Annotated in this window: 23 protein-coding genes and 1 other RNA gene; 15 read left to right on the top strand and 9 right to left on the bottom strand. The window is 64.5% G+C overall.

The annotated features are described in order from the left end of the window. Positions 1 to 230 precede the first annotated feature (230 nt). Complete coding sequence (gene acuI / locus FIV09_RS06165; protein WP_152449172.1) at positions 231 to 1,223, bottom strand: acryloyl-CoA reductase; 993 nt, start codon at positions 1,221 to 1,223, stop codon at positions 231 to 233. 248 nt (positions 1,224 to 1,471) lie between these two features. On the opposite strand from acuI, the gene FIV09_RS06160 reads away from it, so the two are divergent. The 7 genes from FIV09_RS06160 (at position 1,472) to FIV09_RS06130 (ending at position 5,479) form a co-directional block, all read left to right on the top strand. Next, positions 1,472 to 1,825 (top strand): DUF4345 family protein, encoded by a 354-nt coding sequence (locus tag FIV09_RS06160; protein ID WP_152449171.1) that lies wholly within the window; start codon positions 1,472 to 1,474, stop codon positions 1,823 to 1,825. Positions 1,826 to 1,974: 149 nt separating this feature from the next. After that, positions 1,975 to 2,427 (top strand): DsrE family protein, encoded by a 453-nt coding sequence (locus FIV09_RS06155; RefSeq protein ID WP_152449170.1) that lies wholly within the window; start codon positions 1,975 to 1,977, stop codon positions 2,425 to 2,427. 23 nt (positions 2,428 to 2,450) lie between these two features. Further along, positions 2,451 to 2,800, top strand: a transfer-messenger RNA (tmRNA) gene (gene ssrA, locus FIV09_RS06150). Positions 2,801 to 3,054: 254 nt separating this feature from the next. Then, a complete protein-coding gene (locus tag FIV09_RS06145) occupies positions 3,055 to 3,531 on the top strand; it encodes an SspB family protein (RefSeq protein ID WP_152449169.1) in 477 nt (158 codons plus the stop codon). Between the two features lie 113 nt (positions 3,532 to 3,644). After that, on the top strand, positions 3,645 to 5,042 hold the full coding sequence (gene fumC, locus FIV09_RS06140) for a class II fumarate hydratase (RefSeq protein WP_152449168.1): 1,398 nt from the start codon (positions 3,645 to 3,647) through the stop codon (positions 5,040 to 5,042). A 39-nt stretch (positions 5,043 to 5,081) separates the two neighbouring features. After that, positions 5,082 to 5,255 carry a DUF4169 family protein gene (locus FIV09_RS06135; RefSeq protein ID WP_152449167.1) on the top strand — a complete coding sequence of 58 codons (174 nt, stop codon included), beginning with the start codon at positions 5,082 to 5,084 and terminating at the stop codon, positions 5,253 to 5,255. Then, complete coding sequence (locus tag FIV09_RS06130; RefSeq protein WP_152449166.1) at positions 5,252 to 5,479, top strand: ribbon-helix-helix domain-containing protein; 228 nt, start codon at positions 5,252 to 5,254, stop codon at positions 5,477 to 5,479. Before FIV09_RS06135 ends, FIV09_RS06130 begins: the two co-directional genes overlap by 4 nt. Here FIV09_RS06130 and FIV09_RS06125 read toward each other — a convergent pair. Next, the gene (locus tag FIV09_RS06125) at positions 5,469 to 6,203 is read right to left on the bottom strand and encodes an SIMPL domain-containing protein (protein ID WP_152449165.1); all 735 of its coding nucleotides are present in this window, start codon (positions 6,201 to 6,203) and stop codon (positions 5,469 to 5,471) included. The two genes, FIV09_RS06130 and FIV09_RS06125, sit on opposite strands and share 11 nt — an antisense overlap. Positions 6,204 to 6,355: 152 nt before the next feature. On the opposite strand from FIV09_RS06125, the gene FIV09_RS06120 reads away from it, so the two are divergent. Beyond that, positions 6,356 to 9,406: a hypothetical protein gene (locus FIV09_RS06120; RefSeq protein WP_152449164.1), complete on the top strand. Its 3,051-nt coding sequence runs from the start codon at positions 6,356 to 6,358 to the stop codon at positions 9,404 to 9,406. Between the two features lie 72 nt (positions 9,407 to 9,478). Here FIV09_RS06120 and hppD read toward each other — a convergent pair whose 3' ends face one another. Then, the gene (hppD, locus tag FIV09_RS06115) at positions 9,479 to 10,576 is read right to left on the bottom strand and encodes a 4-hydroxyphenylpyruvate dioxygenase (protein ID WP_152452394.1); all 1,098 of its coding nucleotides are present in this window, start codon (positions 10,574 to 10,576) and stop codon (positions 9,479 to 9,481) included. Positions 10,577 to 10,696: 120 nt separating this feature from the next. On the opposite strand from hppD, the gene FIV09_RS06110 reads away from it, so the two are divergent. Then, the gene (locus FIV09_RS06110; RefSeq protein WP_152449163.1) at positions 10,697 to 11,170 is read left to right on the top strand and encodes an Lrp/AsnC family transcriptional regulator; all 474 of its coding nucleotides are present in this window, start codon (positions 10,697 to 10,699) and stop codon (positions 11,168 to 11,170) included. Between the two features lie 80 nt (positions 11,171 to 11,250). Continuing rightward, on the top strand, positions 11,251 to 13,137 hold the full coding sequence (locus FIV09_RS06105; RefSeq protein WP_152449162.1) for a monovalent cation:proton antiporter-2 (CPA2) family protein: 1,887 nt from the start codon (positions 11,251 to 11,253) through the stop codon (positions 13,135 to 13,137). Between the two features lie 56 nt (positions 13,138 to 13,193). Here FIV09_RS06105 and FIV09_RS06100 read toward each other — a convergent pair whose 3' ends face one another. From FIV09_RS06100 to FIV09_RS06080, 5 genes are all read right to left on the bottom strand, one after another. Continuing rightward, positions 13,194 to 13,709 carry a CarD family transcriptional regulator gene (locus tag FIV09_RS06100; protein ID WP_152449161.1) on the bottom strand — a complete coding sequence of 172 codons (516 nt, stop codon included), beginning with the start codon at positions 13,707 to 13,709 and terminating at the stop codon, positions 13,194 to 13,196. A 296-nt stretch (positions 13,710 to 14,005) separates the two neighbouring features. Beyond that, positions 14,006 to 14,344, bottom strand: a complete 339-nt coding sequence (gene fdxA, locus FIV09_RS06095; RefSeq protein ID WP_152449160.1) for a ferredoxin FdxA — start codon at positions 14,342 to 14,344, stop codon at positions 14,006 to 14,008. A gap of 51 nt (positions 14,345 to 14,395) precedes the next feature. Further along, positions 14,396 to 14,773 carry an RNA-binding S4 domain-containing protein gene (locus FIV09_RS06090; RefSeq protein ID WP_152449159.1) on the bottom strand — a complete coding sequence of 126 codons (378 nt, stop codon included), beginning with the start codon at positions 14,771 to 14,773 and terminating at the stop codon, positions 14,396 to 14,398. A gap of 68 nt (positions 14,774 to 14,841) precedes the next feature. Further along, the gene (locus FIV09_RS06085; RefSeq protein WP_152449158.1) at positions 14,842 to 17,790 is read right to left on the bottom strand and encodes a helicase-related protein; all 2,949 of its coding nucleotides are present in this window, start codon (positions 17,788 to 17,790) and stop codon (positions 14,842 to 14,844) included. Positions 17,791 to 17,817: 27 nt separating this feature from the next. Next, on the bottom strand, positions 17,818 to 18,336 hold the full coding sequence (locus tag FIV09_RS06080; RefSeq protein WP_152449157.1) for a tetratricopeptide repeat protein: 519 nt from the start codon (positions 18,334 to 18,336) through the stop codon (positions 17,818 to 17,820). Between the two features lie 126 nt (positions 18,337 to 18,462). Here FIV09_RS06080 and FIV09_RS06075 point away from each other — a divergent pair, with 126 nt between their 5' ends. The 5 genes from FIV09_RS06075 (at position 18,463) to FIV09_RS06055 (ending at position 24,424) form a co-directional block, all read left to right on the top strand. Beyond that, complete coding sequence (locus FIV09_RS06075; protein WP_152449156.1) at positions 18,463 to 18,753, top strand: SCP2 sterol-binding domain-containing protein; 291 nt, start codon at positions 18,463 to 18,465, stop codon at positions 18,751 to 18,753. Continuing rightward, positions 18,753 to 19,727 (top strand): alpha/beta fold hydrolase, encoded by a 975-nt coding sequence (locus FIV09_RS06070; protein ID WP_152449155.1) that lies wholly within the window; start codon positions 18,753 to 18,755, stop codon positions 19,725 to 19,727. Before FIV09_RS06075 ends, FIV09_RS06070 begins: the two co-directional genes overlap by 1 nt. A gap of 67 nt (positions 19,728 to 19,794) precedes the next feature. Beyond that, positions 19,795 to 20,823 (top strand): ligase-associated DNA damage response exonuclease, encoded by a 1,029-nt coding sequence (locus FIV09_RS06065; RefSeq protein WP_152449154.1) that lies wholly within the window; start codon positions 19,795 to 19,797, stop codon positions 20,821 to 20,823. Further along, complete coding sequence (locus tag FIV09_RS06060; RefSeq protein WP_152449153.1) at positions 20,820 to 22,418, top strand: ATP-dependent DNA ligase; 1,599 nt, start codon at positions 20,820 to 20,822, stop codon at positions 22,416 to 22,418. The genes FIV09_RS06065 and FIV09_RS06060 overlap by 4 nt, the downstream gene beginning before the upstream one ends. 194 nt (positions 22,419 to 22,612) lie before the next feature. Further along, positions 22,613 to 24,424, top strand: a complete 1,812-nt coding sequence (locus FIV09_RS06055) for a M3 family oligoendopeptidase (RefSeq protein WP_152449152.1) — start codon at positions 22,613 to 22,615, stop codon at positions 24,422 to 24,424. A 171-nt stretch (positions 24,425 to 24,595) separates the two neighbouring features. Here the strand turns inward: FIV09_RS06055 and FIV09_RS06050 are convergent, their stop codons facing one another. Then, the gene (locus tag FIV09_RS06050; RefSeq protein WP_152449151.1) at positions 24,596 to 25,420 is read right to left on the bottom strand and encodes a hypothetical protein; all 825 of its coding nucleotides are present in this window, start codon (positions 25,418 to 25,420) and stop codon (positions 24,596 to 24,598) included. Positions 25,421 to 25,487: the final 67 nt, after the last annotated feature.

Genomic DNA, 25,487 nt, shown 5'->3' with positions numbered 1-25,487 from the left:
GGCTGCACTGGTCTCACGATTCAGCATGCGATTCAAACGGGCTTCCGATCAAGACAAAGCTTGGAACACCCCTTCAAGCCCGCGCGACCGGACGCGGGCGGGGCGCGCGACCATGCGCTCACGGCGCGGATTGCGGACGGAAAAAGGCCCCGGAATCCCTCCGGGGCCCTGTCGCACGGAACCCGCGCGCAATCGGTCTGCGTGTTGTATGCTTGAGCGTATCGGCGTCGTCAGCCCGCGATATCGACGACCACCCGGCCCCGCACCTGACCTTGCAAGATATCCGCGCCAAGCTTCGGCAGATCAGCCAGCGTCGCGGGCTGGATCATCGCCTCGAGCTTTTCCATGGGCAGGTCTTTCGCGATCCGTTCCCAGGCGCGCAGGCGGTTGTCATAGGGCTGCATGACCGAATCGATGCCCAGAAGATTCACGCCGCGCAGAAGAAACGGCACGACCGTCGCAGGCAGGTTCGCGCCGCCTGCAAGCCCCACCGCGGCAACCGAAGCGCCGTATTTCATCTGCCCCAAAACGCGCGCCAGCATCTCGCCGCCCACCGCGTCGACGCAGCCCGCCCAGCGCTCGCTTTCGAGGGGGCGCTTGACGGTCTCGGCGATCTCTTCGCGGGCGACGATTTCGGTCGCGCCCAGATCCTTGAGGTAATCGGCACTTTCGGGCCGCCCGGTAACGCCCGCGACCTCGTAGCCGAGATTGGACAGGATCGCCGTCGCGACCGAGCCCACGCCGCCGGAGGCGCCGGTGACGAGCACGGGCCCATGGCCCGGCGCGAGCCCGTGATCCTCAAGCGCCATGACCGCCAGCATCGCCGTAAAGCCTGCCGTGCCCACGGCCATCGCCTGCTTGGTGGACAGCCCCTCAGGCAGCGGCACGAGCCAGTCGGCCTTGACCCGCGCCTTCTCCGCGTAGCCGCCCCAATGCGCCTCGCCCACGCGCCAGCCGGTCAGCACGACCCGGTCGCCCGGCTTGTAGCGGTCATCCTCGGAGGCCTCGACGGTGCCGGCAAAGTCGATGCCCGGCACATGCGGGTATTTCCGAACGAGCCCGCCCCCCGGCCCGATGCAGAGACCGTCCTTGTAGTTTAGCGTGGAATACTCGACCGCAACGGTCACCTCGCCCTCGGGCAGGTCGTCCAGCGCGATATCCTTGACCGCGGCGCTGGTCTTGCCGCTGTCTTCGTCCTTCTCGACGACGAGTGCCTTGAACATGAACGTGCTCCTTCTGGGCTGGCGCGGCTTGGCGCATGCATTTGCCCCAGAGGTAACGAGCCTTGTCCGCCGCGCCAAGCCCCGGTGGCTTGGATGGGCTGTGGATCGCCCTCCTCTTGCGCATCCGCATATCGACGCGACCGCGGCCTTGGCCGTGATAGGGCCGTTAAGGGCTGACACTGAGCCGCCACTGGCCCGCAGGTCACCGCGGCCTAGATCGCAGTCGGAACAAACGGAGCCATCAGCACATGGTCGACCTCATCAATATCGCGATGGCGCTTGCCACCATCGCCTTCGGCGCGTTCGGGCTCGTGGCGCCAAGCTACACGGCGCGCGTCCTCGATCTCGAATTCGGCGCGAGCGACATGGGCAAGAGCGAGTTGCGCGCGTCAGCAGGCGGTCTGTTCGTGGCGTTGGGTATCGGCGCGATCGTGATCGGCGCGCCGCTTGCCTATGCGATGGTGGGTCTTGCCTATCTCGGCGCGGCCATCGGACGTTTGACGGCCAATATCATCGACGATCTGCCCCAACCGAAAGGCTGGACCTTTTTCGCGTTCGAGGCGGTGTTCGCGGCCTGGCTGATCGGTGCGAACCTGCTCTGAGCGCGGGGACGCCGCGACGTGCGACATCGCCGGACACTTCGCCCAAGCGTCCCGGCTGATCGCCCGCATTCCGCGCGCCGCGGGGTCTGGACCGGACCCTGTTCTTTTGTGTTAGCCTCATGCTCTCAGGAAAAGGGAGATCCGCGATCATGACCAGGCTTGTTGCAGCGCTCAGCGCGCTTTTCTTCATGGCAGCCGGGCCGCTTCTGGCCCAAGACGACACCGGTTACGGCAAGCAGAAGGTCGTCTATCACATCAATTACAACGGCGGTGAGGACGACCGCGCCTATCGCGGCGCGATGCGCAACATCCAGAACCACATCAACGCCGTAGGCGCAGAAAACCTTGAGGTGAAGGTCGTTCTGCACGGCAACGGGCTCGGCCTTTTGAAAAGTGCGAAGTCCGATGACAAGCTGCAAACGCAGGTGGGCGGGCTCAAGGGCCAGAACGTGTCCTTCAGCGTCTGCAACAACACGCTGAAAGGCCGCCAGATCAGCTATTCCGACGATCTTTACGACGTCTGGGAAGAGGATATCGTGCCCTCGGGCGTGGCCGAACTCTCGAAGCTCCAGCAGATGGGCTACACCTACATCAAGCCCTGAGCCGGGCTTCACCGCCCCGGAAACCGCTTGAAACACGGGCGCACGGCCTCCATATTACGAGTGTCTCGCAAGAGACTATGGACATAAACGCGCTCGTAATAAGCGGATCGGACCCGGGGGCGGTACCCGGCGACTCCACCAATTAACCCGCGTTGGGGGTTCATGGGGTCGAAACAGGATCGACGAACGTCTAAAGGGGTTTGCTTTGTCCCGGTGAGGTACCACCGTTATCGGTCCGTAAAGCATAGTTGCCAACGTCAATCATGCTCCGGTTGCAGTTGCCGCGTAAGCGGTAACGAGACCGAAACTTAAGCCCTAACCTCTAGCCAGGTTAGGCGGGGTTCGCAGGCACCTGGCAACAGAAGCCTGCATTCATCCCCTCCCAATCCTGATCGACCGCAGCCCTTCATCCTGTGCGGAAATCCGCCTCGGCTGCCGCGATGCGTCGGCATCTTTCGCCCGTTTTTCAGGCGCAAACCGGCGAGGCTGCCCGCGTAAGAGCCCAATTTCCCCCAAGACTGCCGAGAGAGCGGGCAATCGGACCGGATTGAAAAAATGCGAGGCTCTGCCCCTTTCACTCCGCTGCAAAAGCAATAAAGTGGCGAGACGTCACCCAAGGGAAGAAATATGTCCGGCGGAATCGACTACGGCAACCTCATGCACAAAGCCATGCGCAGCCTGATCCAGCAGGTTCTGACGGATGTGGCCATGTCCGGTTTGCCCGGCGAGCACCACTTTTTCATCACCTTCGACACCGGCCATCCGGATGTCGAACTGGCCGATTGGCTGTCCGACCGCTATCCGGGCGAGATGACGGTGGTGATGCAGCACTGGTTCGACGCGCTCGACGTGACGGATGACGGCTTCTCCGTAACGCTGAATTTCGGCGACGCGCCGGAGCGGCTTTATATCCCTTACGACGCGATCAAGACCTTCGTCGATCCCTCCGTCGAGTTTGGCCTGCGCTTCGAGACCCAAGACGAAGACGGCGATGACGACGACGCCACCGCCGCGCCCCGGACACAGGATGACGAGGCCAAGACCGCGGGCAAAAGCGACAAGTCCGACGCCGAGATCGTCAGCCTCGACAGTTTCCGCAAGTAATTCCGGCCGCAGCCGCGAGGATGACCGCCGACCGCGCGTAGCGCTTGGCCTTTCGCGCCGCGCGTCGTAGGACCGGCCCCGATCAGGACGCATTCCGCGAAAGGAGCCCCAAGATGACCGCGACCCGTACCGAAACCGACAGCTTCGGCCCGCTCGAGGTGCCCGCCGAGAAGTATTGGGGCGCGCAGACCCAGCGCTCGATCATGAATTTCCCCATCGGCTGGGAACGTCAGCCGGTCCCGATCATCCGCGGCCTCGGCGCGATCAAGAAGGCCTGCGCGCTGACCAATGTGGAGCTGGGCAACATGGAGGCCGAGATCGGCGAGGCCATCGCGGCTGCCGCGCAAGAAGTGATCGACGGCAAGTTCGACGACAATTTCCCGCTGGTGGTCTGGCAGACCGGATCGGGCACACAGTCGAACATGAACGCGAACGAGGTCATCTCCAACCGCGCGATCGAAATGCTGGGCGGCGAGATGGGCTCCAAATCGCCCGTTCACCCCAATGATCACTGCAATATGGGGCAATCCTCGAACGACACCTTCCCGACCGCCATGCATGTGGGCATCGCCCTTCAGGCCCGAGACGTGCTGCTGCCCGGTCTGCGCAAGCTGCACGCGGCGCTTGTCGCCAAGTCCGAGGAATTCGCAGATATCATCAAGATCGGCCGAACCCACACGCAGGATGCGACGCCACTGACGCTGGGCCAGGAATTCTCGGGCTATGCCCATCAGGTCGCCAAGGGGATCGAGCGGGTCGAGGCTTGCCTGCCCGATATCTACGAGCTGGCGCAGGGCGGCACCGCCGTGGGCACCGGGCTCAACACGCAAACCGGTTGGGCCGAGAAAGTCGCGGCCCGCATCGCCGAGATCACGGATCTGCCCTTTGTCACCGCCCCCAACAAGTTCGAGGCGCTCGCCGCCCATGACGCCATGGTGATGTTCTCGGGCGCGCTGAAGACGGTGGCCGCAAGCCTCTTCAAGATCGCCAACGACATCCGTCTCCTGGGCTCCGGTCCTCGCTCGGGCCTCGGAGAGCTGATCCTGCCCGAAAACGAGCCCGGCTCCTCGATCATGCCCGGCAAGGTGAACCCCACCCAGGCCGAGGCGCTGACCATGGTCTGCGCGCATGTGATGGGCAATGACGCGGCAGTGGGTTTTGCTGGCTCCCAGGGCCATTTCGAGCTCAACGTCTACAACCCGATGATGTCCTACAATGTGCTGCAAAGCATGCAGCTTCTGGGCGACAGCGCGTCCGCGTTCACCGACAACATGGTGTCGGGCATTCAGGCCAACGAGACGCGGATCGGAGAGCTGATGCGCAATTCGCTGATGCTGGTGACCGCGCTCGCGCCCACAATCGGCTATGACAACGCCACCAAGGTCGCCAAGACGGCGCATAAGAACGGCACCACGCTGAAGGAAGAGGCCATCGCGCTTGGCTTTGTCGATGAGGCCACCTTCGACGCCGTGGTCCGCCCCGAAGACATGATCGGCCCCAAGGACAGCTGAGGTCTTCGCCAAAGGGCGCGGATGGGGTATCATGCCACCATGGCAAAGATCGTGAACCTCAGCCGCGCCCGCAAATCCCGCGCCCGCGACGACAAACGCCGCAAGGGCGATGAGAACGCCGCGAAGTTCGGGCGGACGAAAGCCCGCAAAGGGCTTGAGAAGGCGCGCGCCGAAAAGGCCCGCCGCGATCTCGACGGGCACGAAAGCGAATGACCGCGCGGCCGGTGAAACGCTCGCTCACCCTGCGCGGGCACCGCACCTCCGTCTCGCTGGAGGATCCGTTCTGGCAGGAATTCCGCGCCATTGCCGCCCGCGACGCCAAGCCGATCAACGTCCTTGCGACCGAAATCGACGCAAGCCGCGGCCTCGATGTCGGATTGGCCTCCGCGATCCGGCTCTACGTGCTGGCGGATCTCAAGGCGCGGGTTACTGGATGATCTCGAACACCATCGAGACCTGCGCGGAATAGCCCGTCTCGCCCTGCGCGATCGGCACCGAATCCGCAGCCATCCGCATCTCGGCCATGGGCATCGGCATGGGCCGCGCGCCCCCCTGCTCGTCGATCGACAGAACCCGGCCCAGCGACACGCCCGCGGCTTCCGCGTAGAGCTCGGCCTTGCGGCGCGCATCCGCGACCGCACTGCGCCGCGCCTCGTCCAGAAGCGGCGTCTCGTCGATCACGCCAAAGCTCAACCCGTCCAGCGTGTTGGCCCCGTCCCCCGTCACGGCCCCCAGAACATCGCCCAGGATGTCCAGATCGCGCACCCGGACCGTGACCTGGTTCGAGGCGCGAAAGCCCGTGATTTCCGGCGGCTTGCCGTTGTCGCGATCATAGCGGGTATAGACCGGCTGCAGGGACAGCCCCGAGGTCTGCACGTCCCGCGCCGCGATTTCGAAGCTTTCGAGCCGCGCGATGATCCGGCCCGCGACCTCGGATGTCGCATCGAGTGCCTCTGCCGCTGTCTCTTCCTGCGCCATGACGCCTAAGCGGATCGTCGCCATATCGGGCACCGCGGCCGCCTCGCCGCGTCCCGAGACCGACATCCGGGCAAGGATGTCCTCCTGCGCTTGTGCTTGCGCAGCAACCGGCGCGGGCACAGGCGCGACAAGCGCGGCAGAGACGAGTAGCGGGGCGAGAATTCCGGCGATGAGACGCGGCATGGCGATCCTTTCGGTGGCATCGGCTAGGCCCCGATACCTTCCTCCGATGCCGCCCCGTGCGCAAGCGTCTTGGCTTTGCGTCGGCGCGTCCCTGCCCTATATTCTGGATTGGCGGATGCGGACTCCCACGCAGCTGAAAGCGGTGTTAAACCATGGCCATGAGACCTGATTTTGCCCTGAACCTTTCCTTCGACGGAATCACGCTTCTCCAGCGGGTGAAGGGGGGCTGGGCCCGTCTAGGGCAGGCCGGGCTCGACGGGGATCTCGCCGCCGAGATGGCCGCGCTGCGGGATGAGATGGCCAAGGCCGGACAGACCGACGGCGTGGTCAAGCTGATCCTGCCCGAAGACCAGATCAAGCTTCTCGAGCGTGACATGCCGCAAGGCGCCTCCCTCGACGCGGCGGCGCGCGATGCGGTTGACGGTCAGACCCCCTACGCTGTGACCGAGTTGCGCATCGACGCGCTGGAGCGGGACGGACGCCTGCATGTCGCCGCCGTCGCGGTCGAGACGCTCGAAGAAGCGGAAGCCTTCGCGCTCGAGCACGGATTTGCGCCGATGGGCTTTGTTGCCGCTCAGGGCAACGGTTTCGGGCGCGAAGTGTGCTTCGGATCCGCAGAAAGCTGGAGCGGCAAAGCCCTCAAGCCGGACAGCACGCCGCTGCGGATCGTGCCGATGCCCGAACCTGAGCGTGAGGCTGAGCCCGCGCCGGAGGAAGAAACCGCAGCCGAGGCATCCGCCGAAGACGCGCGCACAGCGCCCCTAGAGACGACGCCCCCGGAGACAACGCCTCAGCAGACCGAAGCTCCGGTGTCAGCGCGCGAGAGCGACCCAGCGGACGCAGCAGCCGATCATGGCCGCGATGCCCAGTCGGCAGCACCAACGCCTGAGCCGCCCGCAATCGAAGCCGCGAAGGCCGACAAGCCCACGGAGGTGAAGGCCGACAAACACACTGAGGCGGAAGTCGATACGCTGGACCGCGAGGATGAGAGCGACGCTTCCTCAGCCGAGCAGACCGAGCCCTCTGTACCCTCCGAGGCGAAGCCGTACCCCGTTCGCGCCCGTGCGGCTGACCCCTTGGCCGATCCCAAGGCAGCGCCACCGGTCAGGGCGCCCGCCGCCCCAACGCCCCCCGATGCCAAGGCGCCCTCGACCCCGCCCGAGGAAAAACCCGCCTTCGTGTCGATGCGCGCCCGCCGTGATGCGCCGCCACCGGCCCCGAAGACGCCTGCCGCACCGCTACGTGCGCGCGATGACAGCCCGAGCGGTGCGCCGCGCCTGTCGGTTCGTCCGGTGGCTGCGGACCGGATCGACAGTCCCGTGGCGCCCGACCCGCAGGTCCTCGACAGTCTGACACGTCCGGCCCCGCCGGTCCTGCCGGAGGACAGCGATCTGACGCCGGGCCCCTTCGGACAGCCCGCGCAGGATCAGGCCACCCGCAACAAGGCTGCCGCAGTCAAAGCTGCCGATGACAAACCCGCGCCGCGCGACATGGCGCGTCCCATCGGGCATGACCAATTCGAGGCCGCGCATATCCCCAACGATCCGGCGCCTCTCCCGGCGGGGGATGCATCCGTCACGGCACCTGTCGGGACCGCCGTCGACAGCCCCGCGCTCGCTGCGAGTTCCGCGCGGTTGGGCTCTGCGGGCCTTCGTCCGGGGGCCGCGGCGGATCCCGCCCCCACAAAAGAAGCGCGCCGCGGATTGGGCGCGCGGATTGGCCTGGGCGGAAAAGACGCGAAGACCAAGGCTGCGCAGTCCGCAAACGGCGCGCAGGCCACCACCGCCGCCGCCAACGAAGCCGAACGGATGACCGTCTTCGGCGCGCGCCGGAAGGACAATTACGTCGGCGGCAAGCCTCGTTTCCTCGGTCTGATGCTGACTTCGGCCCTTCTGCTGTTCCTTTTGGGCGTTGCCGCCTGGGCCTCGGTCTTTCTCGAGGATGGGCTTGCGCGCCTCTTCCGCAGTCCCGCACCAAGCGAGATCGCGGCGGTTCCCGAGGATCCGCTGCCCGAGGTCGTCGCACCGGCCGACGATCCGGCACCACTGCCCGAGCAAACCGCGGAGACCGGCCTGGAATCGCCCGGCGCAGCGCCCGATGCGGAACCGCAGCGCGAAGCCAGCCTTGCGGTCGAGCCGGTCGCCCCGGCCCCTTCCACCCTCACATCCGATCCCGCCATCGCGGCGCCGCAGCCCCAACAGGAACCCGAAGCGCTCAGCACCGAGGAGGCCGAAGCGACCTATGCCGCGACTGGCATCTGGCAGCGCGCACCCGAGGCCCCGGTCGATATCCGCGAAAGCGACGCAGGCGATCTCTATGTCGCCTCCATCGATCCGGACGTGCCGCAATTCGACGCCAATGCCTTGCCGATGGCGCGGGTGGCACGCGATCCGGCCTATGATGCGCCGCCTATCCCGGCCCCTGCGGGCACGCCCTTCGATCTTGACGATCGCGGCCTCGTGCGGGCCACGCCGGAAGGCGCCGTGAACCCCGACCGCGTGCGCATCTTCGCGGGTCTGCCCCCTGCCGTGCCGCCCTTGCGGGGCGATGCGCTGGCTCCGGTGGTCGAGGCGATCCCGGAACGCGCGGATGGCAGCCGACCCGCACCCACGGAAATCTTCCAACGCCTGCAGGAATTTGACGATTTCCGCCCGAATACCCGCCCCGGCGATCTGCAGGAACAGAACGACCGCGCCAACCTGACCGGGTTTTCCCGCAACGAACTGGCCGCGTTCCGTCCTGCCCTGCGCCCGGACGCCGAGAAGACCGCGCAGGAAGAGGACGTGACTGCAACCGATCAGGCGGTCGCGGTATCCGAACGCCCCAGCTCCCGGCCCGTGAACATGGCGCGCATCGTGGCCGCCGCCCAGGCGCGTCAGGCGGCATCGCCCGCGCCCACGACGCAGGTCGCCTCCGCTGCCGCCGTGGCCCCCCGCACCGTGGCGCCCAGCATACCGTCCAACACCTCCGTCGCGCGGGCCGCCACGGAAGAGAATGCGATCAACCTGCGCCGCATCAACCTGATCGGCGTCTATGGCCAGCCGTCGAGCCGCAGCGCGCTCGTCCGGCTTTCCAACGGGCGATATGTGAAAGTGTCTGTCGGGGACCGTCTCGATGGCGGGCGCGTTGCAGCCATCGGCGAAAGCCAGCTGCGCTACGTCAAGGGCGGGCGCAACATGACCCTTCAGATGCCGCGCGGCTGATCCGGCACGCGGCACCGTCGCGCAGCCTTGGCCGCGCGACACTCTCTACTTTCGAAGTGTCCCGCACCGGGCTTATTCGGTGCCTTCCAACTCGCCATTGGCGATCTGTTCGGCCTCGATGGACTCGAACAGCGCCTTGAAGTTGCCCTCTCCGAAGCCGTCATCGCCCTTGCGCTCGATGAATTCGAAGAAGATCGGACCAATCACCGTCTTCGAGAAGATCTGCAGCAGGATTCGCGTCTCGCCGCCATCTACCACGCCCTCACCGTCGATCAGGATGCCATGCTTCTTCATCCGGTCGATGGGCTCTTCATGGCCCGCCACGCGCGTCTTGCTCAGGTCGTAATAGGTGTCCGGCGGGCCCGGCATGAACTTGAGCCCGTTCTCGGCAATCGCATCGGTCGCATCATAGATGTTCTTCGCCCCCACCGCGATGTGCTGGATACCCTCGCCGTTGTACTTCTTGAGATAGGACACGATCTGCCCGGTCTCGCCACGGTCCTCGTTGATCGGGATTCGGATACGTCCGCAGGGCGAGGTCAGCGCACGGGAAAAGAGCCCCGTGAACTTGCCCTCGATATCAAAGAAGCGGATTTCCTGGAAATTGAACAGGCGGCCATAGAAGTCGAACCACTTGTCCATGTTCCCCTTGAAGACATTGTGCGTGAGGTGATCGAGATACCAGAACCCCACGCCCTCGGGTTTGGAGGTCGCGATCCAGTCGAACTCGCTGTTGTAGGGCGAGGTCGCGTAATATTGGTCGGTGAAGTAGAGAAGCGACCCGCCGATCCCCTTGATCGCGGGCCAATCCACGGTCTTGTCGCTCCCCTCATAGGGCTCCGCCCCTTGCGCGACGGCATGCTCGAAGGCGTGCTGCGCATCGCGGACACGCCAGGCCATGGAGGGCGCGCAGGGGCCGTGCTCCTCCACGAAGCGCGCGGCGAAACTGTCCGGCTCGGCATTCAGAACGTAGGTGATATCGCCCTGCTGCCAGAGCTCCACGGCCTTCGTCTTGTGGTTAGCGACATGGGTATAACCCATTTTCGTAAAGACATCGCGCAGCGCATCCGGGTCGGGATGGGCAAATTCCACGAACTCGAAACCATCCGTCCCGGCAGGGTTCTCGGACGTGATCTGTGCCTGCGGCGCGTCGTGGGGGAACGGGCCCATCATCTTCTCCTCTGACTTGGGTGTAGGCCGTATCATACCCGTTTGCACATGCTGAAATTGCGCGAAATTGACCGGAATAGTGACGTTGATTGCGTAAGACACGCGCGCTATGCTCATATTATGCAAGATACCCGCATCGATCTGGACGAGACCGATACCCGCCTCCTCGCGGCCCTGCAGGAGGATGCGCATCTGACGGCGGATGCGCTCGGACAGATGCTCAACCTCTCGGCAAGCCAGATTGGCCGTCGGCGTCAGCGGCTTGAAAAGATCGGCGCGATCCGGGGCTACCGGGCCGATCTCGATCCCGAACGCCTGGGCCTCGCAGTGCAGGCCTTCATCCAGGTCAGTCTTGGCAGCCATGGCGCCGATCAGTCGAAACGCTTTGCCCGCCTTGTGGCCACACGGTCCGAGATCGTCTCCGCCTGGACCCTGACCGGCGAGGCGGATTACCTCCTGCGGGTCTATGCGCCCGATCTGCGGGGCTTGCACCGGCTGATCCACGATGTGCTGCTGAGCCATCCGTCCGTGGCCCGCGTGCAAAGCCAGATCGTGATGGACCAGCTCAAACGCGACGCCCCCCTGCCGGTGTGACGCCCGCCCCCTCTGCACTGCCCTTGCATGTCGGTGCTGCACGCGCAGAATGAGGAGGACGCCCGAAGGAGCCCTCGCCGATGGACGCATTTCTGTTCCAAGCCTCGATCTACCTCGCCGCAGCGGTCATCGCCGTGCCGATTGCCGCCCGTCTCGGATTTGGATCGGTGCTGGGCTACCTCGCCGCGGGCCTTGTGATCGGCCCGGTTCTGGGGCTCGTGAATGCAACCGAGGATCTGCAGCATTTTGCCGAATTCGGCGTTGTCATGATGCTGTTTCTCATCGGCCTCGAGCTTGAGCCGCGCGCGCTTTGGGATATGCGCCACAAGCTGCTGGGCCTGGGCGGGTTGCAAATCAGCGTTACAACGCTCGCCGTGACCGGCCTCGTGATGCTGTTCGGCTATGTCTGGCAGACCGCGCTCGCCATCGGCCTGATCTTCGCGCTGTCCTCGACGGCGATCGTGCTTCAGACCCTGTCCGAGAAACGCCTGATCCAGACAAGCGGCGGGCGGTCCACCTTCTCGGTCCTTCTGACGCAGGACATCGCGGTGATCCCGATGCTGGTTCTGTTGCCGCTTCTGGCGGTTGCCGCGCCTGCCACGATCAACGAGGACGGCTCCATCGGCGTGGGGCACGGGGAAGATGCGCATCATTCCATGAGCCTCGTGGAAGGCCTGCCCGGCTGGGGCGTGACCCTCGTGACGCTGGGCGCCATCGCGGCGATCATCCTCGCGGGCATCTACCTGACCGGCCCGCTTTTCCGCTTCATCCACCAGGCGCGCCTGCGCGAGATGTACACCGCCGTGTCGCTGCTGATTGTGCTGGGCATTGCCTTCCTGATGATGCTCGTGGGCCTCTCGCCCGCGCTCGGGACGTTCCTTGCGGGCGTAGTGCTGGCCAATTCCGAATTCCGGCACGAGCTGGAATCGGATATCGAACCCTTCAAGGGCCTGCTTCTGGGCTTGTTCTTCATCACTGTCGGGGCCGGTATCTCCTTCGGCACCTTCTTCGCAGCCCCCCTCCTGATCCTGTCGCTGACCCTCGGGATGATGGCGCTCAAAGGCGTCATCCTTTACGTGCTCGGGGTGATATTCGGCCTCACTGGCAAGGACCGATGGCTCTTCACCCTCGGCCTTGCGCAGGCGGGCGAGTTCGGCTTCGTGCTCGTCTCCTTCTCGCTCCAGCAGAACGTGCTGACCGACGCGCTCGGCGAACGCATCCTGCTTGTCATCGCGCTGTCGATGCTGTTCACGCCGCTGGCCTTCATGGCCTATGAGCAGTTGTCCAAACGCATGAGCTCCGGCGACACCCAGCGCGAGCACGATGAGATCGACAAGACCGCGCCCGTCATCATCGCGGGCATCGGCCGCTTCGGGCAGATCGTGAACCGGATGCTGCAATCCACAGGGTTCGAGACGGTGGTGATCGACCATGACATGGAGACGATCCAGACCATGCGGCGCTTCGGCTTCAAGGGCTTCTTCGGCGATCCGACACGCCCGGATCTGCTTCATGCCGCGGGCATCGAGAAGGCGCGCGTGCTCTGCGTTGCGCTGGATGATCCGGCCGCGACGTCCAGGATCGTGGCCTATGCGCGGCGCTTGCGTGGGGACGAGTTGCACATCGTGGCGCGCGCGCGCGACCGCACCCATGTCTACGAGCTCTATCAGGCGGGCGCCGACGACATCGTGCGCGAGCTGTTCGACAGCTCCCTGCGTGCGGGCCGCTATGTCCTTGAGAATATGGGCCTGACCGAGTTCGAAGCGGCAGAAGCCGAGAAGACCTTCTTCCAACACGACCGGATGACCGTGCGCGAATTGGCGCAGCATTGGCGGCCCGGTGTGCCCGCAGGCGAAAACGAGCCCTATATCGCGCGCGCCAAGGAATTGGAGAAAGACCTGGAGACGGCCCTTCTGTCCGCGCTGGACAGCCAGGCCAATCGCGACAGCAAGTCCGAGGAGGCATGAAAAAACCGCGCCCCGGTGGGAGCGCGGTCTTTGCATTGTAATCGAAGGAGTGTCGCTTAGGCCGCGGCGGCGCGCGACACGAGCACGTCGTCGATCTGCTTGGCAGCTGCGACCTCGTCGCCGCCGGAGACCGCAGAGATTTCGCGGGTCAGACGCTCAAGGGCCGCTTCATACAGCTGACGCTCGGAATAGCTTTGCTCGCGCTGATCGTCGGCACGGTGCAGGTCGCGCACGACCTCCGCGATGGAGATCAGATCGCCGGAATTGATCTTCTGCTCGTATTCCTGCGCCCGGCGCGACCACATGGCCTTCTTGACCTTGGCCTTGCCCTTCAGCGTCTTCATGGCCTGGCTGACGACGTCAGGCGAGGACAGCGAACGCATGCCCACCTCGGTCGCCTTGTGCGTCGGCACGCGCAGGGTCATCTTGTCCTTCTCAAAGGAAATCACGAAAAGCTCGAGCTTGATGCCCGCAATCTCCTGCTCTTCGATCGACATGATCTGACCGACGCCATGCGCAGGGTACACCACGTAATCGTTCGGGCGGAATTCGGACTTGTTCGACTTCGACATATTGCTTCCTCAGGCAGCGCGCCTTCCCATATCTCGGACCCATCAAACGGCACGAAAAGAAGCGAACGGAAAAACCAATTTCCGATCACTTCATGGAATGCCAGACTTTACAGATGGGTGCAGACGCCCCGAAACTGATATGGATAAAGCGCTATCATTGAGTTGTCACAATAGCACAAAAATGAGCCACTTCCCAGCGCCCTGAGAAAGCGACCCATTGTCAATGCGTTTCAAGGGCTTAACGGCCTAAACCGCCGCGAAAGCCGCCCCGTCGTGCTGCACTGCGCGAATCAGGCTCAGCCGCCCTCGCCCGGCGCTTCGGAGAAGTACTTCTCGAGCTTGCCTTCTTCGCCGTCGCGTTCCTCGGCCTCGGGCAGCGGGTCCTTCTTGGTGATGATGACCGGCCACATTTCCGAATATTTACGATTGAACTCGACCCACTTCTCGGCCTCCGGCTCGGTATCGGGCCGGATCGCATCTGCGGGACATTCAGGCTCGCACACGCCGCAATCGATGCACTCGTCGGGATGGATGACGAGCATGTTCTCCCCCTCGTAGAAGCAATCCACGGGGCAGACCTCGACGCAGTCGGTGTATTTGCAGCCAATGCAGGCATCGTTGACGATATAGGTCATATCAGCAGGGTCCGTCTTCAGCTTTTGGCACAGCTAGACCAAGGCCCCGCATCATTCAAGCGCATCACGGCGGGTTTGATCGAGCAGCCTGCGGTCGCGCTTCGAGGGGCGCCCGCCCTCATCGTAACGCGGGACATGCGGTTGGACCTCGCGCACACGCGGTTGCGGTGGATCGAGGTCCTCGTAGAGCGCCTGAGCCTCGGGTGCGGGGCCGCGCCGCTCGCCCGGCGCGATGACCCGGATGACGCGGACGTGATCGTCTTTCGGGAATGTCAGAACATCGCCCGGCGCTACCTGAACTGCCGGTTTCGCGACGGGCTGGCTGTTCAGGCGCACCCGGCCCGAGGCCACCAGCTTGTTGGCCAGGCTGCGCGTCTTGAAAAATCGCGCATGCCAGAGCCATTTGTCGATGCGGATGCGGTCCGACATCGCGGCTCAGCCAACCCGTCTCGCGGTGGAGACGGGTCGCGCTGATCGCAAAGCGTGTGCGTCGAGGATCAAGACTTGCCCTTGAAGCCCTGCAACGCCGCGGCGAAGGGGTTGTCGGGGTCGATCTTGTCCTTCTTCTGCGGACGTGCCTCGTAATTTTGGACCTTCTTCGGCCCGCCATCGCGCGGCCCTTTGCCCTTGGGCTTGCCTTTGCCTTTCGGCGGGCCGCCCCGGCCCCGGCCTTGGCCCTGCCCCTGCGGCTTGCCACCGCCGCGATTACGATTGCCGACCCAGGTGAAAGTATAGAACACCTCCATCTCGGGGCCTGCGATATCCGCGTCAGGCGCTGTGCCAACCGGCGTTTCCTCGTCCGAGACGGCATCGACAGGCGCTTCGTCCTGCGGCTGAGCAGGCTCTGCCGCGATCGGGGCTTCACCGTGATCGGTGATCGCCTCGACACCTTCCGTCGCCGTCGCTGTGGCTTCCTCGCCGGTGATGGCACCGGCCTCCGCGGCATCGGGCTGTCCCGCGTCGAAGACCGGCGTGTCGGCGGCAGGCGCCTCCTCGGGCGTGTCGGCTGCGGGCACTTCGGCCTCATGCGCGATACCCTCATCGGTGGGCACTACCTGATCGACGGCCTTTTCCTTGGCCCGCTCGCCCCTCTCGGCGCGATAGCCCAGACCTTCCATCAGATCCGCGAATTGCTCCAGCGTGAGACCGGTGATCGAGAGCATGTCGGCCTTGGCCTCGAACCCGCCCCGGCTGTCCTCGCCGCGGACCATGTCGGCCAACCGCTCCAGCATGTCGATGCGGATGGCCCGCTTGCCCGCGCGGCGATACCCCATCGTGGTGAAGGCGTCGTTCGACGTGCCCGCCTCGGCCGGTACGGTCACGAGACCCGGCGGCGGCGCTTCGGGGAAAACGTCATGACCCTGCGCGAGGCTCCACAAAACCAGACGCAGGCGCGTCGGCGCGGGCTTGAGCAGAAGCGGCATGAAAATGGTGAACTGACCGAACCGCATGCCGTGCTTGCGCAATGCGCCACGCGCGTCCTGGTCTAACTCCTTGACGTCGTTGGCCACCGCACCGCGCGGCAGCACGCCCATCGCCTCGACCATGCGGAAGGCGAACCCCTTGGCAAGGCCGGTCAGCGTCTCGTCGCGCTGGATATTGATCAGCGGCTCGAAGAGGCTCGCCACCTTGCGGTCGATGAAATGCTGCAGGCGGCGCTCCACCTTCTGGCGCACATCGGGCCCGGCTTCGTCGTCGACAAAGGCCACGACCCGCGGCTTGAGCGCATCATCGCCCTTTTCGAGCTTGCCCACCGCCTGGTCGCCCCACATGAGGCCGCCCTGCTCGGTGAAGTCGATCTCCGTGTCGGGCGCGTTGTAGAACCTGTCCGCGCGCAGATGGAAATGCGGGCTGAGCGCCTGCAAGGACGCCGTCTTCAGCGTCTTGGCCTCCTGCCCCTGGGCGTCCTTGTCCTGCCGGAACCGGAACCCTTCGAGCCTGCCGACGAATTCGCCTTCGACGGTCACTTCACCTTTGTCGTTCACTTCGGCCAAAAGGGCCTCCTTTTGCTTCAACCGGCGAAGGAGGACACTCGTCCGCCGGTCAACGAATCTTTGCGTCAAACGCTCATGCAGGGCGTCCGATACTCTGTCTTCTACCGCTCGGGTGCGGTCGCGCCAATGCTCTTCATCACCGACCCAACCTTTGCGCTGCGCGACATATGTCCATGTGCGGATATACGCCAATCGTTTCGACAATGTGTCGATATCGCCTTCGGTCCGGTCGATCCGGTGCACCTGCCGGGCCAGGAAATCATCGGGCACGCTCCCTTTCTCGTGCAGATACCCGAAGATAACGTCGAGCAGGCCTGCATGTTCCGCGTGACTGATACCGCGAAAATCCGGGATGCGGCAGACATCCCACAAAAGCTGAACCGACCGCGCATCGGAGGCCCGCGCCCGCACCTCCGCCCGGGTGGACAGCTCCTTCAGCGCTTGCAGATCGTCGGCCTCCCGCGCCTTGACGAGGATGGGATCATCGGTGCCCGCCTCGAGCGATGCGATCAGCGCGTCGATGGACCCGAAGGACAGCTTCGCATTGCGCCAGTTCAGTTTCTTGATCGGCGTGAAGCGGTGGTTGCAGATGGCCTCGGCCACGTCGTCCTGCAAGGGCGGAGCCTCGCCCGTCACGCCGAAGGTGCCATGGCTCATGCCGCGCCCCGCCCGGCCTGCGATCTGCGCCAGCTCGTTCGGGGCGAGCGGCCGCATCCGCCGTCCGTCGAACTTCGTCAGCGATGAGAACGCGACGTGATCGATATCGAGGTTGAGCCCCATCCCGATGGCATCGGTGGCCACGAGGTAATCCACCTCGCCGTTCTGATACAAATCGACCTGCGCATTCCGCGTGCGGGGGCTGAGCGCGCCCATTACCACGGCAGCGCCCCCCTTCTGGCGACGCAGCAGCTCGGCGATGGCATAGACGTTCTCAACCGAGAACCCGACGATTGCCGATCTCGGGCGCAACCTGCTTATCTTTTTCGAGCCGAGATAGGACAGCTGGCTCATCCGCTCGCGGCCGATGAACTCGCATCCCGGCACCAATGCGGCGATCGGACCGCGCATCGTATCCGCGCCCATGAACAGGGTCTCGTGCGTGCCGCGCATGCGCAGAAGGCGGTCGGTGAAGACATGACCACGCTCGGGATCGGCGCATAGCTGGATTTCGTCGATGGCCGCGAAATCCGTGCCCATGCCTTCGGGCATCGCCTCGACAGTGCAGACCCAATAGGCCGCGCGGGGCGGCACGATACGCTCCTCCCCGGTCACAAGCGCCACGACGCCGGGGCCGCGCGCCGCGACGACCTTGTCGTAGACTTCGCGTGCAAGAAGGCGCAGCGGCAGGCCGATGATGCCGGTGCGATACCCGAGCATCCGGTCAATCGCGTAATGCGTCTTGCCGGTGTTTGTCGGACCGAGCACCGCCGCCACGCGGGATCTCATTTCCATATGGATGTGCCCTTTGCCGCCTCGGGATCAGAGCCGGGTGCCGTTTGCCGCAAGATCCAGCCGCTTCAACGCCTCTGTCACATCCTTGTCGAAGGGACGCAATGCCTCGGCCTCCGCGTAGGCGCGATAGGCCAGCGCCTGTCGGTCCAATTGTTCAAGAAGCGCCCCCATGCCCTGCAAGGCGCCGAAGTGATTCGGATTGAGGGCGAGCGTGCGCTCCAGCGCATCCGCTGCCTGGCCGTATTGCCCTTGCGCGTAATAGGCCTGCGCGAGCGAGTACCACCCTTGGGCGAATCCGGGCGCATGATCGGTCAGCGCCAGGAGATGGTCGATGGCGCGATCCGTTTCGTTGATCTCCAGCGCGTCGCGTCCCCGCTTCAGCAGGAGATCCATGGCCGCGGAGCCGGATTTCGACCATTCGAGCTGCAATTCGCGCTCCAGCCGCTGCGCTTCGGCGGCGTCCACGGCTTCGGCCAGATCGCGCGCCAGTTCCGCGGCACGATCGCTCGTCGCTTCGGCATGGCCTTGTGCGGGTATGGAAAACATGACCAGCACGGCAAATGCCGCAACGGTAGAATTGAATTCGGGGCGTGTCCTAATCATGGTCCCGATGAGATTAGCGCCTAGTTCGGGAATTGCTACCCGAACCGGATCACATGGAGGACAGCGCGCATGAGCGATATCATCAACGAGGCCGTATCGGCCCTGAACGACAAGCTGGCAGGCCAGGACATCGGCGGCACGGCAAAGTTCGACATCGAGGGCGAAGGCACCGTCATGATGGACGATTCTGGCGCGCGCGCCGCGGATGAAGAGGCCGATGTCACCATGACCTCCGACGCCGACACGTTCCGCCAGATCCTCGAAGGCGAAATGAACCCGACCGCCGCATTCATGTCCGGCAAACTAACGATCGATGGCGATATGGGCATGGCGATGAAGCTCGCGGGCGTGCTGGCCTGATGTCGGATGCGGCCCCTTTCCTGACCGACGCCGCGCATGGGCCCGATGGGGCCCGGGCGCTGTGGATCCAATCGGTTGATGGCAAGAGGCTGCGCATCGGACATTATCCGGCAGCGGCAGATACGCCCGTGCGCGGGACCGTTCTGCTGTTTCCGGGACGTACGGAATATATCGAGAAATATGGCCGCACCGCCGCTGATCTGGCGGCGGGCGGCTATCACACGGTCACCATCGACTGGCGCGGCCAAGGGCTGTCGGACCGGCTTCTGGACGATGCGCGCACCGGTCATGTCGATGTATTCGACGATTATCAGCGCGATGCGGATGCGCTGATGGAATGGGTCAAGGCCGAAGGATTGCCGCAGCCCTGGCACCTGATCGGCCATTCCATGGGCGGCTGTATCGGCCTGCGGTCGCTGATGAACCGCCTGCCCGTCGCCTCGGCCGTCTTCACGGGCCCGATGTGGGGCATCCGGATCTCGCCCGTCATGCGCCCCGCCGCCTGGGCGCTGAGCTGGGGGGGCGCGCAGGTTGGCATGGGCCATCAAATCGCGCCCGGAACCCGACCCGAGAGCTACATCGTCTCGGAAGGTTTCGACGATAACATGCTGACCCGCGATCGCGACATGTTCGACTACATGCGCGCGCAGGTTTTGGCAGAGCCGAAGCTGCAACTCGGTGGCCCGTCCCTGCGCTGGCTGAACGAGGCGCTGAAGGAATGCCGCGCCCTGTCGCGTCTGCCGAGCCCGGACTACCCCTGCCTCACATTCGTCGGTACCAATGAACGCATCGTCGACGTGCCCCGGATCGAGGCCCGCATGAAGGCCTGGCCCAAGGGGCGTCTCGAACGCGTGCCGGGCGGCGAACACGAGGTCCTCATGGAGGGGCCGCAAGTTCGCGGCCGGGTCATCCGCGAGATCATCGCGCATTTCAACACCTCCGGCAGCACCGCGGACGCCACGGCGACAGGTTGACCCGCACCCCGGTGCCGCGACGATCCCCGGCATTGGCACCGCGCCGGACCGCCCTATCCTAAAGGCCATGTCCGACCCCGTCCTGACCTTCACAGAGCGTGGCATCTACTGCCCCGCAGGCGATTTCTTCATCGATCCCTGGCGCCCGGTCGACCGCGCGCTCATCACGCATGGGCATGCCGACCATGCCCGCTGGGGCCACGCCCATTACCTCGCAACCGAAGCCGCCGCCCCGGTCATGCGCTACCGTCTTGGCGATGTCTCCCTCGACACGATCGCCATGGGCGAGCCGCGAAAGATCGGCGGCGCAACCGTCTCCTTCCATCCGGCAGGTCACATCCCCGGATCGGCTCAGATCCGCGTGGAGGTCGGCGGTGAGGTCTGGGTCGTTTCCGGCGACTACAAGACCGAGCCCGATCGCCTGTGCGAGCCCTTCGAGCCCATCTCCTGCCACGCTTTCATCACCGAATGCACCTTCGGCCTGCCGGTTTTCAAATGGCGCCCCGAAGCCGAGGTCGCCGCGGAAGTTAACGAGTGGTGGGCCACCAACGCGGCGGAAGGACGCGCATCGGTTCTGGGTGCCTATTCCCTCGGCAAGGCCCAGCGGGTTCTGTCCTTGATCGATCCCGAAATCGGTCAGATCCTGACCCACGGGGCCGTCGAGGCCACCAATCGTATCCTGCGCGATCAGGGCCTGCCCTTGCCCGAGACCACGCAGGTCACATCCGATATAGATCCGAAATCCGTAAAGAATCCGTTGATCATCGCGCCCCCTTCGGCTCTGGGCACGCCCTGGATGCGTCGCTTCGGCCCGTCGAGCCAATCCTTCGCGTCCGGATGGATGGCGCTCCGGGGGGTCAGGCGACGGCGGGCGATGGACCGGGGCTTCGTGATTTCCGACCATGCGGATTGGGACGGCCTGCTCTGGGCGATTCGGGAAACCGGGGCGGAAAAAGTATTCTGCACACATGGTTACACGGAGATCTTCGCGCGATGGCTGAAGTCTGAAGGCTATGACGCGCATGTCCTGTCGACCGAGTTCGGATCGGAAGATGCCGACGACGTCTCGCAAGAGTCGGAGGAGGTGCGCGCGTGAAGGATTTCGCAGCACTCTTCACCGCCGTGGACCAGACCACGAAGACCACCCTCAAGACCAAGGCGCTGGCGGAGTATTTCCGGACCGCGCCCGATACCGACAAGCTCTGGACCATCGCGCTTTTCTCGGGCCGACGCCCGAAACGTGCGGTCAACACGACCCAGCTGCGCGAATGGGCGGCGGAGCGCGCAGGCATTCCGCTTTGGCTGCTGGAGGAAAGCTATCCCATTGTCGGCGATCTTGCCGAGACGATCGCGCTTGTGCTTCCGGATGCGAAAATACATGAAGACCGTCCGCTAACCGACTGGATACTCAAGCTTAAGTCGCTGTCTCAGGTGGATATCGCGGAGCGCAAGACGCGCATCCTCGATGCATGGGCCCGGCTCGATACGACCGAGCGCTTCCTCTTCAACAAGCTCATTACCGGAGGTTTCCGGATCGGGGTCAGCCAGAAGCTGATGACCCGCGCCCTGGCGCAGGCCACCGGGCAGGAAGAGGCCGTTCTGGCCCATAAACTCATGGGCAAATGGACCCCGGACGACATCACCTATCACGCGCTCATCGAAGCAGACGACCCCGCCGCGGATGCCTCGCGCCCCTACCCGTTCTACCTGGCCTACCAGCTTGACGACGGCCCCGTGGATATCGGCCCGCCGGAAGAGTGGCAGGCGGAGTGGAAATGGGACGGCATTCGCGGTCAGCTTCTGATCCGCGGCAGCGAACACCACGTCTGGTCGCGCGGCGAGGAGCTGATGACCGACCGCTTCCCCGAACTTGCCCGCGCGCGGGACTACCTGCCCGAGGGCACCGTGCTCGACGGCGAGATCGTGGCCTGGAATGCCGAGGACGAAATCCCGCTCCCTTTCAATACCTTGCAGGCCCGCATTGGCCGCAAGACCGTGCCGAAGAAGCTGCTGAAAGACGCGCCCGTGATCCTGCTGGCCTATGACGTGCTGGAAGCGGACGGCCGGGACCTGCGCGATACGCCCATGGCGGATCGGCGCGCGCGACTTGACCGGATGCTGGGCCAATTGCCCGCCGAGGCCCCGATCCGCCCCTCCCGTCTGATCGACTTCGATACCTGGGACGTGCTCGCCGAGACCCGTGCCCAGGCGCGGGAGATGCGCGCGGAAGGTGTCATGCTGAAACGCAAGGACAGCCCCTATCTGTCGGGCCGCAAGAAGGGCGATTGGTGGAAATGGAAGCTCGATCCGCTCACCATTGATGCAGTGATGATCTATGCCCAGCAGGGCCACGGCCGCCGCGCCAATCTCTTCACCGATTTCACCTTCGCGGTCTGGGATGGCGACGCGCTCGTACCGTTCACGAAGGCCTATTCCGGCCTGACCGACGCGGAATTCCGCAAGATCACGGCCTGGGTGCGCAAGAACACCCAGCAACGCTTCGGCCCGGTGCGGCAGGTCACGCCGCACCATGTCTTCGAGATCGCCTTCGAAGGCATTCACGAAAGCCCACGGCACAAATCCGGCGTGGCGCTGCGGTTTCCCCGCATGTCCCGCTGGCGGCAGGACAAACCGCTGGCCGAAGCGAACACGCTGGACGATCTGAAGGCCATCCTCGCCGCCTATGGATGACAGCTCCCGGGGGGGGAGACATCTGGGAAAAGCGCCGGACAAACGCATCCTCGTGTTGCACGCGCCGCGAGCCGGACGCACCGCAGCTCAGGCGGCAAACGCCCCGCACCAAGCGACTGCCTCGGATCACGGCCCCTTGAACCCGGGCCAGCTTCGCGCCACCTATCGATAAGACAGATGAACAGGAGCATTCCATGACCGCACGCCCGCTTTTCGACGCCAATGCCTCAGCCGGGGGTCGCGACCTGGGCGATCTGCCCGAATGGGATCTGACCGACCTCTATCCGAGCGAGGACGCCGCCGAACTGAAGCGGGATCTCGACTGGCTGGAGCAGGCCTGTCAGAGCTTCGCCGCGGATTACGAGGGCAAGATCGCGGATCTCGATGCGGGCGCCTTCGTCGAGATGATCGAGCGGCACGAGAAGATCGAGAATATCGCAGGTCGGATCATGTCTTTCGCGGGCCTGCGCTACTACCAGAACACCACCGATTCCGGGCGCGCGAAATTTCTGTCGGACGCGCAGGAAAAGATCACTGTCTACACGACGCCGCTCGTGTTTTTCTCCTTGGAACTCAATCGTGTGGACGACGACGCTTATGCGGATCTGTTCACCGATGACCGGCTTGCGCGCTACAAGCCCGCCTTTGACCGCGTCCGCGCGATGAAGCCTTACCAGCTGTCCGACGAGATGGAGAAGTTCCTGCACGACATGGGCGTTGTGGGCGACGCCTGGGAGCGGCTCTTCGACGAGACGATCTCCGGGCTAGAATTCGACGTCGGTGGCGAGATCATGGGGATCGAGGCCACGCTCAACAACCTGACCGAGCAGGATCGCGACACGCGCGAAGCCGCGGCCCGTGAGCTGGCCCGCGTGTTCGGCGCCAATATCCGCACCTTTGCGCGCGTGCACAACACGCAGGCCAAGGAGAAGGAAATCCTCGATCGCTGGCGCGGCATGCCCACCCCGCAGACGGGACGCCACCTGTCCAACGACGTGGAGCCCGAGGTGGTGGAGGCCCTGCGCAACGCGGTTGTCGCGGCCTATCCGAAGCTCTCGCACCGCTATTATGAGCTGAAGCGCAAATGGCTGGGCCTCGAGGTCATGCAGGTCTGGGACCGCAACGCCCCCCTGCCGATGGAGACGACGCGCATCGTCGATTGGGACGAGGCGCGCGAGACGGTGATGAACGCTTATTCCGAGTTCGACCCCAAGATGGCCGAGATCGCGGAGCCGTTCTTCACCCGTGGCTGGATCGATGCCGCCGTCAAACCGGGCAAGGCGCCCGGCGCTTTCGCGCACCCGACCGTCACGGACGTGCACCCCTACGTCATGCTGAACTACCTCGGCAAACCGCGCGACGTAATGACGCTCGCGCATGAGCTCGGGCACGGCGTGCACCAGGTGCTGGCCGCCGATCAGGGCGAGATGCTCTCCTCGACGCCGCTGACCCTGGCCGAAACAGCATCGGTCTTCGGCGAGATGCTGACCTTCCGCCGCATGCTGCGCAACGCCAAGACGGATGCCGAGAAGAAGGTCATGCTCGCGGGCAAGGTCGAGGACATGATCAATACGGTCGTGCGCCAGATCGCGTTCTACGATTTCGAGTGCAAGCTGCACGAGGCGCGCCGTGGCGGTGAGCTGACGCCCGACGATATCAACGCGCTCTGGATGAGCGTTCAGGCGGAAAGCCTCGGGCCCGCCTTCGAGTACATGGACGGGTACGAGACCTTCTGGGCCTACATCCCGCATTTCGTGCATTCGCCCTTCTATGTCTACGCCTATGCATTCGGCGACGGGCTCGTGAACGCGCTTTACGCCAATTACGAAGAGGCGCCCGAGGGCTTCCAGGAGAAGTATTTCGACATGCTGAAAGCGGGCGGGTCGAAGCACCACACCGATCTGTTGAAGCCCTTCGGCCTCGACGCCACCGATCCCGCCTTCTGGGACAAGGGCCTGTCGATGATCTCGGGCTTTATCGATGAGCTGGAGGCGATGGAGGACTGATCGCCCCGCCAGACCGGCGCGCGGGTCTCTCGCGCGCCGTTTTGCCGCCCTCGGTTCCCGTCTCTGAAGCCAGAGCCCCCAGCGGCGGCTCTTGCTGCCCCTGCCCTTCACCTTTCCAGATAAACGCAATCCATCGCCGCCGTCCCGCACAACCGGTGGAACGGCGCGCCTTCAGGCCACGCGCGCCTTGGAATAGGTATCCGGCAAGCGCTCCAGCCCATTTTCGGCCCCCGCAACAAAGTCACGCGAATAGCCAAGCTCCATGCAGAGCGCCGCGCAGGCGTCCCGCAGCGCCGGGCGCACCGTGAAATCGTAATCGCCCTTGAGCGCGAAATTATAGGCGTCGCGCTCGTCGTCGGGTTTCGGGATATGGATGCCCGCGAGATCGAAATAGAACATCGGCATGGCCGTCGTCTTCGTGCCGTAGAGCTCCTCGAACCGGTAGAGCGGCGCGTCATAGGCGCGGCAGCTCTCGAGGATCAGCGTGTTCGCCTCCAGCCAGTGAAACAGCAATTTCTCGAAGGGCGAGAAGTCGGCCCAGTCCGCCCCCAACGCGCCATGATAGACGCGTGGATCGCCGCCCCGGATAAATCCGCAGCGCTGCATCGTGTCCTGCCGCGCACCGGTAAACAGATCGTGCGTGAGGAAGCTGGCCGCGACCTTGTAGGGGTTGCGCACCAGACCGACGAAGGACACGGCGCCGCCGAAGCGCCATTTCAGGAACGTGGCCCAGGTGAACGTGGTCCAGCCCGCCGACACGTAGCGCTCCCCGCGCGCCAGCACGCTTTCGATCTCGTTGAGCTTTGCGTCGATCAGCGGGTCGCGACGCTTGATTTCGGCGCACATCTTGGGTTTGCGAAAGGTCTGGCGCGGATTGAAATGCACGCGCAGCGGCTCATGCTCGACCAGCCCGCGAAAATTCGACTTGCGGATTGTGTTGTAGATGTTCTGCGTCGAAACGCGTCCCGTGGACAACAGATACGTTGCCTTGCCCATGCTCTGCCTGCCTTTTCGTGTTTTTTTAGGGCAGGATGGCCCAGCGGGCCGCAGCGCGGCAAGGTTG

It is taken from the genome of Roseivivax sp. THAF197b, from assembly GCF_009363255.1.
Classification (GTDB): domain Bacteria; phylum Pseudomonadota; class Alphaproteobacteria; order Rhodobacterales; family Rhodobacteraceae; genus Roseivivax.
Note: the sequence above shows the minus strand (reverse complement) of the source record. Positions and strands in the feature narration are given on the sequence as shown.

Coding starts and splice junctions, on each gene's coding strand:
- acuI (WP_152449172.1), bottom strand. CDS start 1,223: ATGTTCAAGGCACTCGTCGTCGAGAAGGACGAAGACAGCGGCAAGACC.
- FIV09_RS06160 (WP_152449171.1), top strand. CDS start 1,472: ATGGTCGACCTCATCAATATCGCGATGGCGCTTGCCACCATCGCCTTC.
- FIV09_RS06155 (WP_152449170.1), top strand. CDS start 1,975: ATGACCAGGCTTGTTGCAGCGCTCAGCGCGCTTTTCTTCATGGCAGCC.
- FIV09_RS06145 (WP_152449169.1), top strand. CDS start 3,055: ATGTCCGGCGGAATCGACTACGGCAACCTCATGCACAAAGCCATGCGC.
- fumC (WP_152449168.1), top strand. CDS start 3,645: ATGACCGCGACCCGTACCGAAACCGACAGCTTCGGCCCGCTCGAGGTG.
- FIV09_RS06135 (WP_152449167.1), top strand. CDS start 5,082: ATGGCAAAGATCGTGAACCTCAGCCGCGCCCGCAAATCCCGCGCCCGC.
- FIV09_RS06130 (WP_152449166.1), top strand. CDS start 5,252: ATGACCGCGCGGCCGGTGAAACGCTCGCTCACCCTGCGCGGGCACCGC.
- FIV09_RS06125 (WP_152449165.1), bottom strand. CDS start 6,203: ATGCCGCGTCTCATCGCCGGAATTCTCGCCCCGCTACTCGTCTCTGCC.
- FIV09_RS06120 (WP_152449164.1), top strand. CDS start 6,356: ATGGCCATGAGACCTGATTTTGCCCTGAACCTTTCCTTCGACGGAATC.
- hppD (WP_152452394.1), bottom strand. CDS start 10,576: ATGGGCCCGTTCCCCCACGACGCGCCGCAGGCACAGATCACGTCCGAG.
- FIV09_RS06110 (WP_152449163.1), top strand. CDS start 10,697: ATGCAAGATACCCGCATCGATCTGGACGAGACCGATACCCGCCTCCTC.
- FIV09_RS06105 (WP_152449162.1), top strand. CDS start 11,251: ATGGACGCATTTCTGTTCCAAGCCTCGATCTACCTCGCCGCAGCGGTC.
- FIV09_RS06100 (WP_152449161.1), bottom strand. CDS start 13,709: ATGTCGAAGTCGAACAAGTCCGAATTCCGCCCGAACGATTACGTGGTG.
- fdxA (WP_152449160.1), bottom strand. CDS start 14,344: ATGACCTATATCGTCAACGATGCCTGCATTGGCTGCAAATACACCGAC.
- FIV09_RS06090 (WP_152449159.1), bottom strand. CDS start 14,773: ATGTCGGACCGCATCCGCATCGACAAATGGCTCTGGCATGCGCGATTT.
- FIV09_RS06085 (WP_152449158.1), bottom strand. CDS start 17,790: ATGGAAATGAGATCCCGCGTGGCGGCGGTGCTCGGTCCGACAAACACC.
- FIV09_RS06080 (WP_152449157.1), bottom strand. CDS start 18,336: ATGTTTTCCATACCCGCACAAGGCCATGCCGAAGCGACGAGCGATCGT.
- FIV09_RS06075 (WP_152449156.1), top strand. CDS start 18,463: ATGAGCGATATCATCAACGAGGCCGTATCGGCCCTGAACGACAAGCTG.
- FIV09_RS06070 (WP_152449155.1), top strand. CDS start 18,753: ATGTCGGATGCGGCCCCTTTCCTGACCGACGCCGCGCATGGGCCCGAT.
- FIV09_RS06065 (WP_152449154.1), top strand. CDS start 19,795: ATGTCCGACCCCGTCCTGACCTTCACAGAGCGTGGCATCTACTGCCCC.
- FIV09_RS06055 (WP_152449152.1), top strand. CDS start 22,613: ATGACCGCACGCCCGCTTTTCGACGCCAATGCCTCAGCCGGGGGTCGC.
- FIV09_RS06050 (WP_152449151.1), bottom strand. CDS start 25,420: ATGGGCAAGGCAACGTATCTGTTGTCCACGGGACGCGTTTCGACGCAG.